Annotated in this window: 19 protein-coding genes; 12 read left to right on the plus strand and 7 right to left on the minus strand. The window is 73.6% G+C overall.

Going from position 1 to position 19778, the window contains the following annotated elements:
* Window positions 1–46: 46 nt before the first annotated feature.
* The 7 genes from BM076_RS14345 (at window position 47) to BM076_RS14375 (ending at window position 7371) form a co-directional block, all read left to right on the plus strand.
* Window positions 47–901, plus strand: a complete 855-nt coding sequence (locus BM076_RS14345) for a helix-turn-helix domain-containing protein (RefSeq protein WP_093713878.1) — start codon at window positions 47–49, stop codon at window positions 899–901.
* Window positions 902–913: 12 nt separating this feature from the next.
* Window positions 914–1099, plus strand: coding sequence for a DUF397 domain-containing protein (locus tag BM076_RS14350; protein WP_093713879.1), 186 nt, complete (start codon window positions 914–916; stop codon window positions 1097–1099).
* A gap of 260 nt (window positions 1100–1359) precedes the next feature.
* The gene (locus tag BM076_RS14355) at window positions 1360–2628 is read left to right on the plus strand and encodes a prenyltransferase/squalene oxidase repeat-containing protein (protein WP_093713880.1); all 1269 of its coding nucleotides are present in this window, start codon (window positions 1360–1362) and stop codon (window positions 2626–2628) included.
* Between the two features lie 300 nt (window positions 2629–2928).
* Complete coding sequence (locus BM076_RS14360; protein WP_177246442.1) at window positions 2929–3567, plus strand: SCO2322 family protein; 639 nt, start codon at window positions 2929–2931, stop codon at window positions 3565–3567.
* A complete protein-coding gene (locus BM076_RS14365; protein WP_177246443.1) occupies window positions 3540–4721 on the plus strand; it encodes a CbiQ family ECF transporter T component in 1182 nt (393 codons plus the stop codon). Before BM076_RS14360 ends, BM076_RS14365 begins: the two co-directional genes overlap by 28 nt.
* Window positions 4718–6319, plus strand: a complete 1602-nt coding sequence (locus tag BM076_RS14370; RefSeq protein WP_093713882.1) for an ABC transporter ATP-binding protein — start codon at window positions 4718–4720, stop codon at window positions 6317–6319. Before BM076_RS14365 ends, BM076_RS14370 begins: the two co-directional genes overlap by 4 nt.
* A gap of 206 nt (window positions 6320–6525) precedes the next feature.
* Window positions 6526–7371, plus strand: a complete 846-nt coding sequence (locus BM076_RS14375; protein WP_245796064.1) for an ECF transporter S component — start codon at window positions 6526–6528, stop codon at window positions 7369–7371.
* Between the two features lie 115 nt (window positions 7372–7486).
* Here the strand turns inward: BM076_RS14375 and BM076_RS14380 are convergent, their stop codons facing one another.
* The 3 genes from BM076_RS14380 to BM076_RS14390 form a co-directional block, all read right to left on the minus strand.
* Window positions 7487–8254 carry a hypothetical protein gene (locus BM076_RS14380; RefSeq protein WP_093713884.1) on the minus strand — a complete coding sequence of 256 codons (768 nt, stop codon included), beginning with the start codon at window positions 8252–8254 and terminating at the stop codon, window positions 7487–7489.
* Between the two features lie 88 nt (window positions 8255–8342).
* Window positions 8343–9128 (minus strand): hypothetical protein, encoded by a 786-nt coding sequence (locus BM076_RS14385; protein WP_093713885.1) that lies wholly within the window; start codon window positions 9126–9128, stop codon window positions 8343–8345.
* Window positions 9129–9296: 168 nt separating this feature from the next.
* Window positions 9297–11363 carry an MFS transporter gene (locus tag BM076_RS14390; protein ID WP_245796050.1) on the minus strand — a complete coding sequence of 689 codons (2067 nt, stop codon included), beginning with the start codon at window positions 11361–11363 and terminating at the stop codon, window positions 9297–9299.
* Between the two features lie 186 nt (window positions 11364–11549).
* Between BM076_RS14390 and BM076_RS14395 the strand changes: the two genes are divergently transcribed.
* The 3 genes from BM076_RS14395 to BM076_RS14405 all read left to right on the plus strand — a co-directional run bounded on the left by BM076_RS14395 (window position 11550) and on the right by BM076_RS14405 (window position 14169).
* Window positions 11550–12545 carry a peptidoglycan-binding domain-containing protein gene (locus BM076_RS14395; RefSeq protein ID WP_093713886.1) on the plus strand — a complete coding sequence of 332 codons (996 nt, stop codon included), beginning with the start codon at window positions 11550–11552 and terminating at the stop codon, window positions 12543–12545.
* Between the two features lie 339 nt (window positions 12546–12884).
* The gene (locus BM076_RS14400) at window positions 12885–13403 is read left to right on the plus strand and encodes a hypothetical protein (protein WP_093714002.1); all 519 of its coding nucleotides are present in this window, start codon (window positions 12885–12887) and stop codon (window positions 13401–13403) included.
* Window positions 13404–13518: 115 nt separating this feature from the next.
* Window positions 13519–14169 (plus strand): HAD-IA family hydrolase, encoded by a 651-nt coding sequence (locus tag BM076_RS14405; protein ID WP_093713887.1) that lies wholly within the window; start codon window positions 13519–13521, stop codon window positions 14167–14169.
* A gap of 72 nt (window positions 14170–14241) precedes the next feature.
* On the opposite strand, the gene BM076_RS14410 is transcribed toward BM076_RS14405, so the two are convergent.
* Window positions 14242–14823: a TMEM165/GDT1 family protein gene (locus tag BM076_RS14410; protein WP_093713888.1), complete on the minus strand. Its 582-nt coding sequence runs from the start codon at window positions 14821–14823 to the stop codon at window positions 14242–14244.
* 254 nt (window positions 14824–15077) lie between these two features.
* The gene (locus tag BM076_RS14415) at window positions 15078–15905 is read right to left on the minus strand and encodes an ABC transporter permease (protein WP_245796065.1); all 828 of its coding nucleotides are present in this window, start codon (window positions 15903–15905) and stop codon (window positions 15078–15080) included.
* 388 nt (window positions 15906–16293) lie between these two features.
* On the opposite strand from BM076_RS14415, the gene BM076_RS14420 reads away from it, so the two are divergent.
* Entirely contained in the window at window positions 16294–16974 is a 681-nt protein-coding gene (locus tag BM076_RS14420; RefSeq protein WP_093713890.1) for a DedA family protein, read from the plus strand.
* A 48-nt stretch (window positions 16975–17022) separates the two neighbouring features.
* On the opposite strand, the gene BM076_RS14425 is transcribed toward BM076_RS14420, so the two are convergent.
* Complete coding sequence (locus tag BM076_RS14425) at window positions 17023–17208, minus strand: hypothetical protein (protein WP_093713891.1); 186 nt, start codon at window positions 17206–17208, stop codon at window positions 17023–17025.
* A gap of 288 nt (window positions 17209–17496) precedes the next feature.
* Here BM076_RS14425 and BM076_RS14430 point away from each other — a divergent pair, with 288 nt between their 5' ends.
* On the plus strand, window positions 17497–18918 hold the full coding sequence (locus tag BM076_RS14430; RefSeq protein ID WP_093713892.1) for a family 2B encapsulin nanocompartment shell protein: 1422 nt from the start codon (window positions 17497–17499) through the stop codon (window positions 18916–18918).
* A gap of 100 nt (window positions 18919–19018) precedes the next feature.
* Here BM076_RS14430 and BM076_RS14435 read toward each other — a convergent pair whose 3' ends face one another.
* Window positions 19019–19777: a bestrophin-like domain gene (locus BM076_RS14435; protein WP_093713893.1), complete on the minus strand. Its 759-nt coding sequence runs from the start codon at window positions 19775–19777 to the stop codon at window positions 19019–19021.
* Window position 19778: the final 1 nt, after the last annotated feature.

Raw genomic sequence — 19778 nt, forward strand, 5'->3', positions numbered from 1 at the left:
CGTGAGCGGAACGGCAGACTCGGAACCACCATTCAGAAGGGACACCATGCCGCTGAGAAGCACCGCAACCGCCCGCCAGGAGCGCCTCGGTGCAGAGCTACGGAAAATGCGGGAAGCGGCGGGCATCACCGCCCGCGACACCGCCCGGCTGCTCGGCACCGACCCGGCGAAGGTGAGTCATATCGAGGCGGGGCGGCTCGGCGTGAGCGAGGAGCGGTTACGCAGACTCGCGGCCTTCTACGAGTGCGGTGACACCGCGCTGATCGACGCACTCGTGATCATGGCCAACAGTCAGGGCCGTAAGGGCTGGTGGGAGACCTACCGGGGCGTCGTCCCCGCCGGGCTGCTCGACATCGCCGAACTCGAACACCACGCCACCCGGCTCCGCACCATCCAGATCACCCACATCCCCGGGGTGTTCCAGACCGAGGACTACACCCGTACGGTCTTCGGCTACGCCATTCCGCAGCTGCCCGACAACGAGCTGGAGGCCCGGGTGGCCCAGCGCATGGAGCGCTCGGGGGTGCTCTACCGGGAGACGGCTCCGCCGTACGAGGCACTGATCCACGAGGCCGCGCTGCGCATGCGCTTCGGCGGCGGGAAGGTGGCGCGGGCCCAGCTCGAACACATCCAGGAACTCAGCCACCTGCCGCACATCAGCGTCCGGGTGATCCCGTTCGCGGCGGACGGCCACATAGGTTCAGGACACGCGATGCTCTATGCGAGCGGTCCGGTCCGGCCGCTCGACACCGTCCAGATCGACTCGGCGCACGGCATCAGCTTTCTGCACGCGGCGCCGCATCTCGCCAATTACCGCGTTCTCTACAACACCCTCGCGGAGGTGGCGCTGGATCAGTCCCGGTCCCGGGATTTCATCCGCGACATCTCCCAAGACCTCTGAAAGGCCCCGCCGATGACCGCGCCCGCGTCACTCGTTTGGCAGAAGTCCACGTACTCGCAGGAACAGGGCGAGTGCGTCGAGCTGGCCGAGGACGGCGGCGCGGTCCTGCTCCGCGAGAGCGACGACCCCACCGTCGTGCTGAGTACCACCCCGACCGCGCTGGCCCGTTTTCTACGGGCCATCAAACGCGGCGGATAGCCGCACGGGCGGCGGGCGCGGGCGGACGCATTCGGGGTGTCCGCCCGCGCCCGTCGGCGTGCCGCACCGGGCCCGCGTCAGGACTGATACCGGTTCTCGTTATGACGGGCCGGGCCGGCCGGGGTACGGCCCCCGCACCCCGGCCCGGGGCCCGTGACCCGCTGGGCCGGCCACCGGCCTACCGGGGCGTACGGACATTCGCAGCAGGACGTTAAGGTATCGGGACACCTCCCGCACCCCTACGCAAAGGCCCCACCCCCATGCCCCTGCGCCGCCGCGCCGCCGCCCTGGCCGCCGTCGCCGTCACGGCGCTGTCCGCCCTCGCCGCGGCCCCGGCCGCCACGGCCGACACCGCGAGCCCCTCCCCGAGCGCCACCGCTTCCGCGCCGAAGCCGAAGCTGCCCGCGGGCCTGTACGGGACGGCCGACCCGACGTACGACGGCGTGTGGCGACAGTCCTACGCGCTGCTCGCGCTCACGACCTACGGCGTCACCCCGGCCCCCGCCGCTGTGAGCTGGCTCACCGGCCAGCAGTGCGCCGACGGCGGCTTCCCGTCCTACCGCGCGGACACCGCCAAGGCGTGCGACCCCAAGCTTGAGGACACCAACGCCACCGGCATCGCCGTGCAGGCGCTGGCCGCGCTCGGCGGCCACGACGCGGTGACCGCGAAGGCCGTCGACTGGCTGACCGGCGTGCAGAACGCCGACGGCGGCTGGTCGTACAACCCCGGCGCCGCCTCCGACCCCGACTCCACGGGCGTCGTCATCGGCGCCCTGGCCGCCGCAGGCAAGGACCCGGCCGCCGTCCGCAAGGGCGGTGGCGGTACGGCGTACGACGCGCTGCGCGGCTTCCAGTTCGGCTGCAAGGCCAAGGAGACGGACCGCGGCTCCTACGGCTACCCCACCGACGGCAAGCTCGCCGTCAACGCCAAGGCGTCCGCGGACGCGGTGCGCGGCGGGGCCGGGGCCGGTTTCGTCGTGAAGCCGCCGGCCGCCGGGACCGCGGCGAAGCCGCTGGCCTGCCCGGCCGGGGCCGCCGACCGGGCCGCCTCCACCGACGCGGGCGCCGCGTGGCTGACCGCGCGGCTCGCCGCGGGCGGCGACCACCTCACCGCCGTCACGCCCGGGGCCGACACCCCGACGCCCGACTACGGGACGACCGCGGACGCGGTCGTCGCCCTCGCCGCGGCCGGGCACCTCGCGCCCGCCGCCTCCGCTTACGGCTGGCTCGCGGCGCACTCCGCGCAGTGGTCGCGCGGCAATCCCGCCGCGCTCTCCCAGCTCGTGCTGGCCGCGCACGCCGCCGGGGCCGATCCGCGCGCGGCGGGCGGCGCCGATCTTGTGCAGCAGCTCACCAATCTCGGGCCGCGGCCCGCTCCCGCGGCTTCGGCCTCGGCCTCGGCGAAGAAGAAGGACGACGGCGGGTCGTCCGCCGCCAGTACCTGGCTCATCGTCGGCGTCTTCTTCGTCGCCAGCGTCGGCGTCGGCTTCCTCCTTAGCGGCCGCCGCCGCAACCGGCCCGGGGCCTGACGGATGCTCTGCGAGCCGCTCGCCCGACACGGAGTGCCCGTACCCTCAGCGGCGCGGTCCGCTGCCCGCACGGGCGGAGGACCAGGTGCCTCAGGGGCGCGGCCCGCTGCCCGCACATGCGGAGGACCAGGCCCATCAGGGGCGCGGGGAACTGCGCGAGCAACCCCCACCCGCCCGGTGGTCGCGAAACAGACAGCGTCTGCCCCACTGGGGCGGGTTTTTGAGCCGCGCCACGGTGGTGGGTTGCTCGCGCAGTTCCCCGCGCCCCTGAAGGGGCGTCCCTCGTCCGCAGAGGTGCGGGTGAGGGCCCTCACGGGGGTGCTGGTCGTGGTGGCCGCGTTCCTCGGGTTGGTGGCCGGTGCGGCACAAGCACAGGCGGCCGGGTACAGGTACTGGTCGTACTGGCTCGGCGCCCGCGGCGGGACGTGGACGTATGCGCAGACGGGCCCGGCGATGCACACGCCGAAGGACGGCACCGTCGAGGGGTGGCGGTTCGCGGTGAGCAAGGACGCCGCGGACAAGGCGGCCCAGCCCCGCGGGACGGCGGATTTCGCGACGATCTGCGCGGCGACCCCCGCCAGGGAAGGCATGAAGCGGGTCGCGCTGGTGATCGACGCGGGCACGACGGCCGACGCCCCGGGCGGCGAGGCGCCGCCGGAACAGCGAACGGCCTGCGCGCGGGTCGCGAAGAACGCCTCGTCGGCGGACGCGCTGGCGACCGTCGCCCGCCCGCTGCGCTACGACTCGGCCGGCATCCTGTGCGCGATCGCCGGCTACCCGGCGGCCGGCTGCGGCGAGCAGGTCAGCGGCACGACCCACACGAACGCGAGCGCGAAGCGCAAGAGCGGGGGCCCGTCCGTCGGCGTGTACGCGGGCGTCGCCGCCGTCGTCGTCCTGGCGGGTGCCGCCGTGTGGCAGACCCGCCGACGCCGCCCGTGAGGGCACGGGCTCCGCGCGCCGACCGTTCCAACGCCGTGCACGCCGGCGCGTGGTGGCTGTGGGCGCTGGGCCTGGCGACGGCCGCGTCCCGGACCACGAACATGCTGCTGCTCGCCCTGGTGGCGGCGGTCGCGGGCTATGTGGTGGCCGCGCGCCGTACGGACGCGCCGTGGGCCAGGTCGTACGGGGCGTTCCTGCGGCTCGGCCTGGCGGTGCTGGTGATCCGGGTGGTGTTCGCGGTGGCGCTGGGCTCGCCGGTCCCGGGCACCCATGTAGTGATGACGCTGCCGGAGGTGCCGCTGCCGCACTGGGCGCAGGGCGTACGGATCGGCGGGCGGGTGACGGCGGAAGGGCTGGTGTTCGCGGTGCGGGACGGCATGAAGCTGGCCGCGCTGCTGGTGTGCGTGGGCGCGGCCAACGCGCTCGCCAACCCGGCCCGGCTGCTCAAGTCGCTGCCGGGCGCGCTGTACGAGGCGGGCGTCGCCGTCGTCGTCGCGATGACCTTCGCCCCGCATCTGGTGGCCGACGTCTCCCGGCTGCGCGCCGCCCGCAGGCTGCGCGGCCGGGACGACCGGGGGCTGCGCGCGCTGCTCCAGGTCGGACTGCCGGTGCTGGAAGGCGCGTTGGAGCGGTCGGTGGCGCTGGCCGCCGCGATGGACGCGCGCGGCTACGGCCGTACGGCCCATGTGCCGCCCGCCGTACGCCGGTTGACCGCGGCCCTCACGCTCGGCGGCCTGCTCGGGATCTGCGCGGGCACGTACGCGCTGCTGTCGGCGAGCGGTGCCGGTTACGGGCTGCCGGTGCTGCTGCTCGGGGTGGCCGCCGCGCTGGCCGGGCTGCGGCTCGGCGGCCGGCGTTCGGCGCGCACCCGTTACCGCCCGGACCGCTGGGGGCCGCGCGCCTGGCTGGTCGCCGGGTCGGGCGCGGCGGTGGCGGCGCTGATGATCTGGGCCGCGTCGTACGACCCGGCCGCGCTCGATCCGGCGGCGGTGCCGCTGACCGCGCCGACGCTGCCGCTGTGGCCCGCGCTGTCGCTGCTGCCGGGGCTGCTCCCGGCGTTCGTCACCCCGGCACCCGACCGGGCCGGCCGGGAAGAACGGGCCGACCTGGTACGGGAGTCGGCGCCGGAGCCGGTGAAGGGAGCCACGCCGTGATCCGCTTCGAGAACGTCTCGGTGACCTACGCCGACGCCGCCGCGCCCGCCGTCTCCGGCATTGAACTGACCGTCCCCGAAGGGGAGTTGAGCCTGCTGGTCGGCCCGTCCGGGGTCGGCAAGTCGACGGTGCTCGGCGCGGTCAGCGGCCTGGTGCCGCACTTCACCGGCGGGCGGCTGAGCGGCCGGGTCACCGTGGCGGGCCGCGACACCCGTACGCACAAGCCGCGTGAACTGGCCGACGTGGTGGGCACGGTGGGCCAGGACCCGCTGTCGCACTTCGTCACCGACACCGTCGAGGACGAACTCGCCTACGGCATGGAGTCGTTGGGCCTGGCCCCGGACACGATGCGGCGACGCGTGGAGGAGACGCTGGACCTGCTGGGCCTGGCCGAGTTGCGGGACCGGCCGATCGCGACGCTCTCCGGCGGGCAGCAGCAGCGGGTGGCGATCGGCTCGGTGCTCACCGTGCACCCGAAGGTGCTGGTACTGGACGAGCCGACGTCGGCGCTCGACCCGGGCGCGGCCGAGGAGGTGCTCGCCGTGCTCCAGCGGCTGGTGCACGACCTCGGCACGACCGTCCTGATGGCCGAGCACCGGCTCGAACGCGTCGTGCAGTACGCGGACCAGGTGATCCTGCTGCCCTCCCCCGGCGCCCCGCCGGTGGTCGGCGCGCCCGCCGACGTCATGGCCGTATCGCCCGTGCACCCGCCGGTGGTGGCGCTCGGCCGGCTCGCGGGCTGGTCGCCGCTGCCGCTGTCGGTACGGGACGCCCGGCGGGCGGCGGGCCCGCTGCGGGAGCGGCTGGCCGGCCGTACGCCGCCGCCCACCGCCGTCCCCGACGGCGATGTCCTGGTCGAGGTCGACCGGCTGTCGGTGCGGCGCGGCCGGATCGAGGCGCTGCGCGGTGTCGGCCTGACCGTGCGCGCGGGCGAATCCGTCGCCCTGATGGGCCGCAACGGCGCGGGCAAGTCGACGCTGCTGTCCGCGCTGGTCGGGCTGCACACGCCGGCCGCCGGTTCGGTGCGGGTCGGCGGCGCCGTGCCGCACCGCACCCGGCCCGGCGAACTCGTACGCCGCGTCGGGCTCGTCCCGCAGGAGCCGCGGGATCTGCTGTACGCCGACACCGTCGCCGCCGAGTGCGCCGCCGCCGACCGGGACGCGCGGGCCGCGGCCGGGACCTGTCGGCGGCTGGTCGCCGAGCTGCTGCCGGGGGTGCCGGACGCGGTGCATCCGCGCGACCTGTCCGAGGGGCAGCGGCTCGCGCTCGCCCTCGCGATCGTCCTGGCGGGCGAGCCGCCGGTCCTCCTGCTCGACGAGCCGACGCGGGGGCTCGACTACGCCGCCAAGGCGCGGCTCGTCCGCCATCTGCGGCGGCTCGCCGCCGCCGGGCACGCGATCGTGCTCGCGACGCACGACGTCGAGTTGGCGGCGGAGGTGGCGGATCGCGTCGTGATCCTCGCCGACGGTTCCGTCGTCGCCGACGGGCCCGCCCCGGACGTGGTCCTGTCCTCCCCCGCCTATGCTCCCCAGGTCGCCAAAGTCCTCGCCCCCTGGCTCACCGTCCCCCAGGTCGCCACCGCCCTGGACGGCACCTGATGCGGAATTGGCTGCGCCGGCATAGGCCCCGATCCCCGGGCCCGCACTGTGCGGAGGACGCTCACCCTCAGGGGCGCGGGGAACTGCGCGACCAGCCCCCACCGGCCCGGTGGTCGCAAAACAAACAGCGTCTGCCCCGCTGGGGCGTGTTTGTAAGCCGCGCCAAGGATGTGGCCGAGCGCGCAGTTCCTCGCGCCCCTAAAAGCATCGGGCGCCGCCCGAGGGACCGCGAAGGCACTCCGCGCCCCGTGCGGATAGGCCCCCGCGGAGGCGCCGTACTAGGAGTGGTGAGCCTCATCGGAGCGGCGGCCTTCGGATGGCCGCTGCTCGCCTCGCACGGCTCGGCGGTGGCGGCGCACAGTACGGACGCGCCGTGGCTGTTCGCGGCGCTGCTGCCGCTGCTGGTCGCGGTGGTGATCGCCACGCTGTCCGACACGGGGGTGGACGCCAAGGCCGTGGCGATGCTGGGCATGCTCGCGGCGGCGGGCGCGGCACTGCGCCCGCTGGGCGCGGGCACGGCCGGCATCGAGCCGATGTTCTTCCTGATGGTGCTGTCCGGCCGCGTCCTCGGCCCGGGCTTCGGCTTCACGCTGGGCTCGTTGACGATGTTCGCGTCGGCGCTGCTGACCGGCGGGGTGGGGCCGTGGATGCCGTTCCAGATGCTGGCGATGGGGTGGGTGACGATGGGCGCGGGCCTGCTGCCGCGCCCGGACACGCTGCGCGGGCGCGGTGAGCTGGCGCTGCTCGCGGCGTACGGCGCGGTCTCGGCCGTCGCGTACGGGACGGTGATGAATCTGCAGGGCTGGCCGTACATCGGCGGCCTCGCCTCGAACATCGCCTACGACCCGCACGCGTCGCTGAGCACGAATCTGGCGCGGTTCGCCGCGTACTGCCTGACCACCTCGCTGGGCTGGGACCTGCCGCGGGCGGCGCTGACGGCGGTGCTGGCGTTCACGCTCGGCCCGGCGATCCTGCGGGCGCTGCGCCGGGCGACGCGGCGGGCCTCCTTCGACGCGTCCGCGGTCTTCGAGGACGCGCCGCCCGACGCGTAAGGGTCCGCGACGGCCGGATCCGCCGGGCTGCGGGGACGACGGCGGGGCCGCGACGCCGGTCGTACCGGGTCGGGCCCCTGTGCCGGCGCCGCCCGCCGCGGGCGGCGCCGCCGCGTCACAGCACGGTCAGCAACTGCCGTGTCATATCGCGGTACTTGGTGAGCGCGACGCGCAACTCCTCGGTGTCGGTGTGCTCGTCGCCGTCACCGCCGTGCCACGATCCGTGCAGGTCGGAGCGGCGCTCCTCCAGCAGCCTGGTCAGCCGCGAGGCGGCCTCCTCCAGGACGGCGTCCGCCTCGCGGACCGCACGCCGCGGGTCGTCGACGAAGCCGCCGATCGCCCGCTCCATCCGGTGGCCGAGCCGGTCCAGCTCCTCCGCGCCGCCGGTGCCGTGCGGGGCCTGGCCGGCCGCCTTCTCCGCGCTGTCGGTGCCCGCGGCGGGTTCCGCCGGGGTGCGGGGCGCCGGCACGGACGGCTTGCCCGTGGGACGCGCGGGGCCGGCCGGCGCGGGTTCCGGGGTCCTGCCGGGGTCCGGACGTCCGGCCTCGGGCGCCGTCGCGGGCGCGCGTTCCGGGCGGTCGGGCAGGATTCCGGGCTTGGTCGGCCCGTCCGTTCTGTCCGCCGTACCGAGTGTGTCGGCGCCGCTCTTGGTGTCCGGTGCGTTCGGGACGCCCCGCGTGCTCCGGGTGTCGCGGGTGTCCCGCGCTCCCGGCGTGGTCCCGCCGTCGGCCGTACGGCCACCGGCCTTGGGGGTCTCGCTCGCGCGGTCGTCGGCCTTGCGGGCCTCGTTCACGCGCTCATCGGCCTTGCGGGCCTCGTCCGCGCGCTCGTCCTCCGTGCCGGAGCGGAGGTCCCGCTCGTGCTCATGGCGCAGGTCGCTCATCGTCTGTCATCTCCCTGTCGGTGTTCCTGCCGGCCCGGCGGCCGACGCCCCGTCAGGAGCGGTCGGCCGGGGCCCGGGGCGACCGGCCTCAGAGCCGCTCGTCGTCGTCGGTGCGGTCGCGCCGTCCGCCGGTGAGCGCGGCGAACCGCTCGCTCAGCGGGGCCCGGTGGCCCGCCGTCTTCGTGTCCGTGGCGTCCGTGTCGGCGCTCTCGTCGGCGTCGGGCTCGTACGGTTCGGTCGCGGCGGCTTCGTCGTCCGCCGTGGTGGCCCGGGTGGGCCGGCCGTCGTCGCGCGTCAGGTCCTCGAACAGGCCGCGCGCATTGACCAGCGCCTTGCGCAGTTCCTCGGTCGACTGCCGCTTCTGCGGGCCGCCGTGACCGCTCGCGCCGCCGGCGACGCCGGACGCGCCGGGGCCGCCCGCCAGGGTGTGGGCCTGCCGGTAGCCGCCGAGGCTGTGCGGGTGGTGCACGGACAGCGCGTCGAAGTGCTCGGGCGAGTCGGCGCCGGGGAAGCCGCGTTCCGCGGCGATCCGGCCGATCAGGGCGTCGGCCTGGCCGACGGCGGTGGCGGGTTCGTCGACGAACTTCGCCTGGAGCGCGTTCCATTCGGCGCCGTACCGCTCACGGTCGCGCTCGGACAGCGGCCGCGGTTCCAGGCCGCCGTACCGCTTCACCCGCTCGGACAGCTCCGCACGGGTGGCCTTGACGTCGCCGTCGTGGCCGTCGAGGACGCGGTCGTACTCCGGTCCGAAGCGGTGCTTGAGCCGCGCTCCCGACATGCCTCCCGCCCCGCCGCCCCGTACGGCGAGGAACGCGATCAGCGCGACCACGATCACCGCCACCACGATGATGGCTACTACCGCTCCGGTGGACATGGCATGTGCCTCCCGTTCTACGGGCCGTCAGACAGTGACGTGCTCTCTTCATGCACGGCTTGCCACTGCCGGGCCCCGCAAACGGGCGGCTTCACGCCTCGGGTTTCACGCCTCGGGTTTCGTGCCTCGGGTTTCGCACGTCGGATTCCGCGCCTCGTGTTTCGCGTCTCAGACGGCGGTGGCGCCGCCGGTCGCCGCCCTGGCCTGCGTGCCACGGTTCGGCCGGTCGCCGTCGCAGCCGCACAATTCGCTGCTCAGCTTGGTGACCAGCGCGGCCAGATCGGCGTGCTTGGCCGGGTCCCAGTCGCCGAGCAGCCCGGCCAGCACCGTACGGCGCGCCTCGGTCAGCCGCTCCGCGAGCGCCCGCCCCGACGCGGTGAGCACCAGCGGATTGCCGTCGCGTACGGCGAAGCCCCGGCTCTCGGACTCGGCGGCGGCCTCCTCGATGACGTCGGCGGGCACCGTGGTGCGGCGGGCCAGTTCCACCGGGTCGCCCTCGCCGTCGCGGGCCAGCCGCAGCAGCAGCCAGCTGGTGGCGGGGTGGATGTCGAGTCCGGCCAGGTCCGTGATGCGGGTGTAGAGGTCGCGGCGGGCGTCGCGGCTGCCGAGCAGCGACAGGCAGCGGGCGATCTCGTCGAGCGAGGACCGCTCGACCGGATTGGTGCCCAGCGTCTCGCTGGCGTCCGGCACGGTGACGGTGCCGCGCAGCGGCTGCTCCTTGAGCAGCCAGGCCAGGACGAAGCCGACCAGCACGATCGGCACCGCCCACAGGAACACCGTCGTGATCGAGGCCGAATACGCGTGCAGCACCGGCCCCTTGACCGACTCCGGCAGCGAACCGACCGCCTTGGGGTCGGCCTGGAACTGCGAGGGGTCTACCCCGGCGGGCAGCGATGTGCCGGAGAAGGCCGAACTCAGCTTGTCCGCCAGCCGGTTGGCGAAGATCGTGCCGAACAGCGAGACGCCGAAGGACGCGCCGATGGAGCGGAAGAAGGTGGCGCCCGAGGTGGCCGCGCCCAGGTCCTCGTAGCCGACGGAATTCTGCACGGCCAGCACCAGCACCTGCATCACCAGGCCGAGCCCGAGGCCGAACACCAGGAAGTACAGGCTCATCACCCAGGTGCTGGTGGACTCGTCGAGGGTGTGCAGCAGCAGGAGTCCGGCGGTGATGACGGCGGTGCCCGCGATCGGGAAGACCTTGTAGTGCCCGGTGCGGCTGACGATCTGTCCGGAACCGGTGGACGACAGCAGCATGCCGATCACCATCGGGATCATGTGCACCCCGGACAGCGTCGGCGAGAAGCCGTGCACGACCTGGAGGAAGGTCGGCAGATACGTCATCGCGCCGAACATCGCGAAGCCGATGATGAAGGAGATGATCGAGCAGAGCAGGAACGTACGGTTGCGGAACAGCCGCGGCGGCAGCACCGGTTCCTGCGCGCGCCGCTCGATCAGCACGAACACCGCGATCAGTACGGCGCCGGCGATCGCGAGGCCGATGATCCCGGCCGAGCCCCACGGCCAGGTGACGCCGCCGAGCGAGGTCATCAGTACCAGGCAGGTCGCGGCGGCGGCGATCACCGCCATGCCCAGGTAGTCGATGCGGTGCGCGGTGCGCCGCACCGGGATGTGCAGCACCGCGGCGATCACCGCGAGAGCGACGATGCCGATCGGCAGGTTGATGTAGAACACCCAGCGCCAGGAGAGCTGTTCGGTGAAGACCCCGCCGAGCAGCGGGCCCAGCACGCTGCTCGCGCCGAACACCCCGCCGAACACGCCCTGGTAGCGGCCCCTGTCGCGGGGCGGCACGATGTCACCGACGATCGCCATCGACAGCACGATCAACCCGCCGCCGCCCAGGCCCTGGAGCGCCCGGAAGGCGATCAACTCCCCCATGTTCTGGGCGATTCCGCACAGCGCCGAACCCAGCAGGAAGATCACGATGACGGTCTGGAAGAGCCGCTTCCTGCCGTACATGTCGCCGAGCTTGCCCCACAGCGGGGTGGCCGCGGTCGATGCCAGCAGATAGGCCGTCACGACCCAGGACAGATGGTCGATGCCGCCCAGTTCGCTGACGATGGTCGGCAGCGCCGTGGACACGATGGTCTGGTCGAGGGCGGCCAGCAGCATGCCGAGCGCGAGGGCGCCGATCGCGATCCGGACCGCCCGCTTGTCCTGGTACTCCCCCGGCTCGGCCGGCGCCGGGCCCGCGGCGGTCGTGGTGTCCTGGGCCATGGAACGGCTCCTCGCGTCATCCCCCGACGGTCGGAACCACATATTCCCACCCTTTGTACGACTTTGGCCTCCGGTAGTCGGCCACTTGTGCGGACAGCGGGCTGCGCGGACCGCCAGAGGTCGGCATAATCGGCACGTCTTTGCGAATATGCGTTTTTGCGAACGACGGCCAGGGAGGGGAATCCAGTGGCGCCGCAGCCGGACGCTGCCCGCGAGGAGTACGCCGGGGACGGCGCTCCCGCCACCGAGGCACGCGCCGCCGAGCGCTCGGCCGAACGGGCCGCCGCTCTCGCCGCCACCGAGGGGTTCCACCCGCTGCGGCTGCGCCCCTACGTCGCGGAGCCGGACGGCGAGGCGGGCGAGACGACCGTACGTCCGCTGCTGTCGCCGTCTTTCGACGGCGGTCCTGCCGAGGGGGACCTCGGGCTCTTTCCTGAGGCGTACTCCGGGGTCGAGTACCCGGCCGAGCTTCCGGGCGAGTTCCCGGGCGAGTTCCCGGGCGAGTTCCCGGGCGGGCGCGATACGGGACCGGCCGCGGCGCACGGCAGGCACCGAAGGCGCAGACGCGGCATCGTGGTCGCCGCCGCGGCCGTCGCGGCGTCGGCGCTGGCCGCGGGTGCGGTGGCCGTCACCGGCCAGGTGATGGGCGACGAGCCGCGCACCGACCGGGCGATGCCGCCCGACCGGAGCGCGTCGGTGCCCGATGTGGAGCTGCCGACGGAAGTCGCCGGGGTCAGCGGCACCGCCACCGAGGCGGCCGCACGCCGAGTGCCCGCGCAGCGGGCGGCGCCCACGACGTCGGCTCCGCCCTCGCCCACGGCCTCCGCGCCGTCCCCGACGGCGGCCGCGTCCACGACCCCGCCGCCCACCACGGCCGGCACCGCGTCGCCCACGGCCACCGTCACCACCACCGCGCCGTCGGCCTCCCCATCGGATCACGTCGCCTCTCCCGCGACCGCGGGGCCTCCCGTCCTCCAGCAGGGCGACACCGGGGCCGCCGTCGCGGATCTGCAGCAGCGGCTCATCGACGTCTGGGTCTACCACGGGCGGGTCGACGGCACCTTCGACCGCGGCGTCGAGCGGGCCGTCGCCCTCTTCCAGATCTGGTACGGCGTCCAGGGCGACGCTTCCGGGGTCTACGGCCCCCACACCCGAGCGGCCCTGGAGCACCAGACCTCCTGACCACCCGCACCTCCCGGAGGTGGGCGCCCGATGTCTTTGGGGCCGCGACCCCTTGCCCGCACCCTGCGGAGGAGGGTGCCCGATAGGGGCGCGGGGAACTGCGCGACCAGCCCCCACCGGCCCGGTGGTCGCAAAAACAACAGCGTCTGCCCCGCTGAGGGCGGTCTTTCGCCTGAAGGCGCGCGTGGGCTGAGCGCGCAGTTCCCCGCGCCCCTGAGGGGCAACGCCCTCCGCAGGAGATCACTCACCCTCCTCCCGCGAGGGGCGGGTTAGGGTCGGGGCGTGGCCTCGGGTGGAGATGACGGTGTGGGCGAATTCCAGCTCGTGCTGCTGAGAAGGATGGCGGACCACCAGCCGGAGCTGGTGACCGAGGCGCTGCGCGCCTTGGGCGCGACCAGGGCCGAGGCGAGGGAAGCGCACCGCAAGTGGCAGGCGCGAGCCCACTCCCGCACCCACCCCGGCGGCGTCCGCCGCTATCGAATGGTGCTGGGCCCCCCGGAAAGCGAGTCCGCCCGCAGAATCGGAGACGTGGAGTGCCGCGCACTCCGGTGGAAGCTCCCCCTGTGGCCCGACCTCCGCTTCGAGGTGCTGTGCGCGCCGCAGGGCGGAGCGGTGTGGAACGAGTGGCTGGTCCGGGCCCCGGGCGCCCCCCGCCCGCGGCTGCGGGACATCGCCGACCTCACCCCGTGGTCGTGCACGGTCGACGACGTGGCCGCCGCCTTCCCGCCCGCGGCGATGCTGGAGCCGGACGCACCGAGCAGGGCGCGCCTCCAGGTGACGGGCCCGGCCGGCGAGCGGGTCGTCGCGCACTTCACATGGGGCCTGCTCCAGTACGTGGACGTCGGGACTGGCGCTTGACGCCCCGCTTTTGTACCGTGGAGAAACAAAGTGGTCCCGCCCGCTCACCCTGACCGGCGGGCGGGGCCACGTTGCCGTACCTACCGCGCGTACCGACCCCGAGGAGCCCCAGAAAATGCCCGTCCTCCCCGCGAAAGCCCTGCTGCTGGACATGGACGGGACGCTGGTGAACTCCGACGCCGTCGTGGAGCGCTGCTGGCGCCGGTGGGCCGGGCGGCACGGCCTGGACGCCGACGAGGTGCTGAAGGTCGTGCACGGCCGCCAGGGCCACGCCACGATGGCCGTGCTGCTCCCGGACCGCCCGATGGCCGAGAACTACGCCGAGAACGCGCTGATGCTCGCCGAGGAGACCGCCGACACCGACGGTGTCGTGCAGGTCCCGGGCGCCGGCGCGTTCCTGGCCGCGCTGGACGGCCGTCCGCACGCGCTGGTGACGTCCGCGAGCGAGGCGCTGGCCACGACCCGGATGGCCGCCGCGGGCCTGCCGCTGCCGCCGGTGATGGTGACCGCCGAGCGGGTCAGCGCCAGCAAGCCGGACCCGGAGGGCTTCCTGAAGGGCGCCGCGGAACTGGGCTTCGGCCCGGAGGACTGCGTGGTCTTCGAGGACGCCGAGGTCGGTGTCGCGGCGGCCAAGGCCGCGGGGATGCGGGTGGTCGGCGTCGGCCCGCGCGCGGCCGTGCACGCGCCCACCGTCCACGTCGACTCGCTGGAGCGGATCCGCGTGGAGGCCGCCACGGACGGCGGCCTCCGTATCGTCGTCGCCTGACCGGACCGACCGGCCCGTGCAGCCCGGGCCCGGGCAGAGACGCGGGCCCGGACGCACAGGCGAAAACGGACCTCAGCCCGCGATCGCCTCGTACAGGCTGAAGCCCGCGAGCACCACCATCACGGCCGCCGCGATCTTCGTGATCAGCGCCAGCGGCACCCGCTTCATCAGCAGCCGGCCGCCGAAGATGCCCAGGCCCGCGACCGCCCACAGGCCGAGCACCGCGCCGATGCCGACGGAGACCGGGTCGTCGTAGCGGGCGGCGAGATTCGCGGTCATGATCTGCGTGAGGTCGCCGAATTCGGCGACCAGGATCAGCGTGAAGCCGGTGCCCGCCACCTTCCAGAAGCTCTGGTCGGCGGGCTCGCGCACCTCTTCCTCTTCGTCGCCCTTGGCGAAGAGGAGCATCGCCGCGCCGCCGAGGAAGAGCAGCCCCACCACGCCCTGCACCCAGCGGTGCGGCAGCAGGGTGAGCAGGCTGCCCGCGGCGATGGCGAGCGCCACATGGACCACGAAGGCCGCCGCGACCCCGCAGAAGACGTACGAGGCGCGGTAGCGGGTGCCGAGCATCAGCCCGGCGAGCGCGGTCTTGTCCGGGAGTTCGGCAAGGAAGATGACGCCGAAGACGACGGCGATGACGGTCAGGCTGAGCACGGGTTCTGGTCCTCGATCGGTCGGGGCGCCGCACCGAGAGAACCGGCGGAACGGGGGCCCGTTCCCGAGATCGCTTCGGCACGGCAGCGTCGGAACACTGCGGCCGAAGGTCTCGCTGGCGGTCCGCACACGTGACGCGCGCTTCCCGCCTCCGGGCGCCGGCTCACGACAGCGAACAGCGGCTGACCTGGGCAGTATGTCGACGGTCCGGCGAAGAGCTACTCCCCTTCTGCTGCGAGCAGTCTACGCGACGATCACCGCGGCCCGCCGTGCGCCCGGTCACGTACGGCCTTCGGGCCCGGCCGCCCCGGCTTCCGGCCGGGCTCGCGGGCCGACTCCGTGCGGGTGATGCGGCCGCGGGCGACCAGTTCCAGCACGACGGAGACGGCGACGGCCTGCACCGCCATCAGCGCGATGAGCACGAAGAACTGGACGGCGCCGGCCGTCACCGGGCTCGCGCCGCCGAGCAGCATGCCGACGAAGGCGCCGGGCAGTGTGACGAGACCCACGGTCCTGGTCTGGTCGAGGCCCGGCACCAGCGCGCCCGAGGCGGCCGGGCGGGCGATCTCCAGGCGCGCGTCGCGGTCGGTGAAGCCCAGCGCCATCGCGGCCTCCACCTCGCCCGCGCGCAGCCGCAGCTCCTCCAGGGCGCGCCGCCCGCCCAGCACGGTCGCGGTGAGCGCGCCGCCGATGAGGATGCCCGCCACCGGGATCAGCGCGATCCCGTCCACCGGCACCAGGCCGGTCAGCACCAGCAGGACGACCACCGGCAGCGCGCCCGCGGCGATCGGCACCGCGGCCCACCACCAGGTGCCGTTGCGGGTGACACGGCGCCCGGCGGTACGGGCGGCGACGGCGAACATCAGCGCCACGAAGCCCAGCAGCGCCGCCTCGTGCTTGACCACCCAGCCGATGAGGGCGGCGACCACCGCGAGCTGGACGGCGGCCCGTACGCCCGCCGTGGCGATGCCGCGGGCATACGTGTCGTGCTCGTCGGCCAGGTGCGCCCACGCGGCGACCGCGACGGCGGCCAGCAGCAGCACCGCCAGGACCACGCCCAGCGTGCGGTCCACCGGCAGCAGCGAAGCCGAGGCCAAAGGTTCCTGCGGCCCTGGGTGGGACACTGGTGGGGCGGGCGCGGAAGCCGCGAGTTGGCAAGCCACGTGGGTCACTGTAGGCCGCCCCGGCCGCACGCCCGTGACCTGCGCGGTACCGGCGGCGCCCGGAGTATTCACGACGTGATGTCTACTACGTCACGCGCCCTCGCCGGTCCCGTCGGCCGCCCTTGGCGTACGCTGTACGGCTGACGGTGGATGAAGATCTTCGATCACCGCGCGGCACCTCTTCGGAACCCTGCTTGACGAGGCAAAACGTCGGTAAAGGACCGGGGGCGGAGCCAACGGGCAGGACACGCACGGCATCACCAAGGCACGACACGGGTACGTACTGGCGGACGACGAGGGAGGCGCGGTGCTGCAAGGCCTGGGCTCTCTTTTCGACTGGCCCTGGATCTACGTGCTCGTCGCGCTGTCGGTCGTCCTGGACGTCTTCCTGCCGGTGCTGCCGAGCGGCGTGCTGGTGATCAGCGCGGCCACCGCCGGGTCCACCGGAGCGCGCGACGACATCCTGGACGTCCTCACGCTGCTGGTGTGCGCCGCCGCCGCGTCCTGCCTGGGCGACCTGCTGGCGTACCGGCTGGCCTTCCGCGGCGGTGACTGGTTCGACCGCAGGATGGCCTCCTCGCGCCGCCTGGCGGGCGCCCACGAGCGGCTCGGGCAGGTGCTGCACCAGGGCGGCGGCGCGCTGGTGGTCCTCGCCCGCTTCGCGCCCGCGGGCCGCAGCGTGGTGAGCCTGGGCGCCGGAGCGGCCCGCCGCAAGCCCCGCGAATTCCTGCCCTGGTCGGCGCTGGCCGGGGTCGCCTGGGCGACCTACAGCGTCGGACTCGGCTGGATCGGCGGGCAGTGGCTCGGTGCGAGCTGGCTCGGCACCCTGATGTCCTTCGTCGCGCTGCTGGGCGCGGGGGCCTTCGCCGCATACGTCTTCCGCCGCGAGCGCCGCAGCGCGATCGCGGCCGCGCTCGCCGCCGTACCGCTGACGATCCCGCCGCAGGGCACCCCGCCGGACCGCGGTTCGGTCGTCGAGGCGCTCTAAAGCCTGTCGCACGCGCCGCGCCCGGCCGGTCGCGGGCCCCCGCACCGGTCAGCGGCGGCGCCGGCGTCTGGCGGGCACCGCCCAGCCCGATCCGACGCCCGCCAGGTGCAGGGCGACGAAGACGAGTCCGGCGAGCAGCAGGCTGATCGGCGTGAAGCCGGCGTCCGTGCTCGTGCTCGTGGCGTTGATGATGTAGGCGATGGCGAAGATGACGGCTCCGACTCCGGCGAGCATGTGAACCTCCTGGGGCGGGGCCGCCGACGGCGTCGGCGGCGGTCTCGGTGCGGTGACGCCCGCTGGCGTCTCCATCCACCGGTTGCCCCCGAACTCCCCGGTGACGCACCCGGGTTCGAGCCGGGCCGCGCGCCGCCGGGCACACCCCGCATGAGGCGGCGGCACATGCCCGCCGACTGCCCCGGATCCGGATATTCGTAAAGTATTCTCACTCGTTTCGGCAATAGTCAGCACTCTGCGTCACCGAAAGAATGGGGCCGTATCACCCGCTTACGGGAAGGACAGCACATGTCGGTTGATGCGGGCCAGGACACCGCACTCGGCACTCCCTCCGAAGGCCGGGCGCGGACCAGTCTGGACACGGCCGCCGCCCGGAATCTGGCGACGACCACCAAGTCCGCGCCCCAGATGCAGGGCATTTCCTCCCGGTGGCTGCTGCGCGTACTGCCCTGGGTGCAGGTCAACGCGGGCACCTACCGGGTGAACCGCCGGCTGAGCTACTCGGTCGGGGACGGGCGGGTCACCTTCGTCAAGACGGGGTCCGAGGTCCGGGTGATCCCGCAGGAGCTGGGCGAACTGGCCGCGCTGCGGTCGTTCGACGACGTCGGCGCGCTGACCGCGCTGGCGGATCGTTTCGTCCAGCGCGAGTACCAGCCGGGCGAGGTCATCGCGGAGGCCGGCTCCCCCGCCGACACCGTCTACCTGCTGGCGCACGGCAAGGTCGAGAAGCTCGGCGAGGGCTCGTACGGCGAGCCGACCCGGCTCGGCGTCCTCGCCGACGGCGACCACTTCGGCGAGCAGGCACTGCTCACCGGCGACGGGACCTGGGACTGGACGGCCCGCGCGGCCACCGTCACCACGGTGCTCGCGCTCCCCCGGCAGGCACTCGAACCGCTGCTGGGCCAGGCGGAGTCGCTGCGTACGCACCTGGCGGCGTACCGCGCGATCCCGCAGCAGCGGGTCAACAAGCGCGGTGAGGCCGCGATCGAGCTGGCGTCGGGCCACAAGGGCGAGGAGGCGCTGCCCGGCACGTACGTCGACTACGAGGTCAAGCCGCGCGAGTACGAGCTGAGCGTCGCCCAGACGGTGCTGCGCGTCCACAGCCGGGTCGCGGATCTCTACAACGAGCCGATGAACCAGACCGAGCAACAGCTCAAGCTCACCGTGGAGGCGCTGCGCGAGCGGCAGGAGCACGAGCTGATCAACAGCCCGGAGTTCGGGCTGCTGCACAACGCGGACTACGACCAGCGCATCCAGCCGCACGCGGGCCCGCCGCTCCCCGACGACCTCGACGAGCTGCTCAGCCGGCGCCGCGGCACCAAATTCCTGCTCGCCCACCCGCGCGCGATCGCCGCCTTCGGCCGCGAGTGCAGCCGTGCGGGCCTGTACCCGGACCCGGTGGAGGTGCACGGCTCCACGGTCCCGGCGTGGCGCGGTGTGCCGATCCTCAGCTGCAACAAGATCCCGATCAGCGCGGCCCGTACCAGCGCGATCATCGCCGTCCGTACCGGCGAGGACAATCAAGGCGTCATCGGCCTCAACCAGACCGGGCTGCCCGACGAGTACGAGCCCGGTCTCAATGTGCGTTTCATGGGTATCGACGACAAGGCCATCATCAGCTACCTCGTCAGCACGTACTTCTCGGCGGCCGTCCTGGTGCCGGACGCGCTCGGCGTCCTGGAGAACGTGAACGTGTCCAACTGGCGGTGACGTCAAGGTCCTTGTGACCGGCGGCCGCGCACATGAGAGTGGCTCCCCTGCCAGGCCCGGCAGGGGAGCCACTTCGTCGTGTCCGGGAGCGCCGGTCGTGTCAGCGGCGCAGCACCAGATCCTTGATCGCGTCGGCGGAGACCGAAAGACCGCCGCCGAAGGGCGCGTCCATGTCCCAGATCAGGAACAGCAGGAAGGCGATCAGCGCGCTGAACAGCCCGGCGAGCAGCAACTCCTTGGGCGAGCGCCGGATCTGCAGCGTGAAGATCAGCCCGACCGTCACCAACGCGCCGGTGATCAGGCCGAACCACACCATCCCCGGCATCGTCGCGCCCGCGCTCTGACCGCGCGAGGCGCGCGCCTGGTCGACGGCCGCGACCTCGTCGACCAGCGGCTGGTACGCCTGCGCGCCGAGATCGGACTTGGGGTCGTACTGCGCGACGTCCTTGCGGATCGTGTCCAGCAACGCCGTTCCCTTCGGCGAGAGTTCGCCGTGCTTCTTCATGTACGGCCATTCCTTGTCGGACACGAACTCCGCGTACGCGGTGACGTCGGCGCGGATCCTGTCACGCACGTCGGCGGGGTACACCTGCACGCGCGCGCTCACTTCGTGCAGCGCCTGCGCCTCGGCGAGCACGTCCGCCTGCGCGCCGCTGCGCCCCTCCCAGACACCGGCGATGGCCAGTCCGAGCACGATCGCGTAGACCACGCCGATCATCATCACCATGTACTCGATGACGTCGGGCGTCTCCGACGGGTCGTCGTCCTCGGTGATCCTGCGGGTGCGCAGCACGACCACGCTCAGCACCACCGCGCAGACCGCGATCATCGCGATCACCAGCGCCAACCACTGCGACATG

This window comes from Actinacidiphila alni (assembly GCF_900112845.1).
Taxonomy (GTDB): Bacteria; Actinomycetota; Actinomycetes; order Streptomycetales; family Streptomycetaceae; genus Actinacidiphila; species Actinacidiphila alni.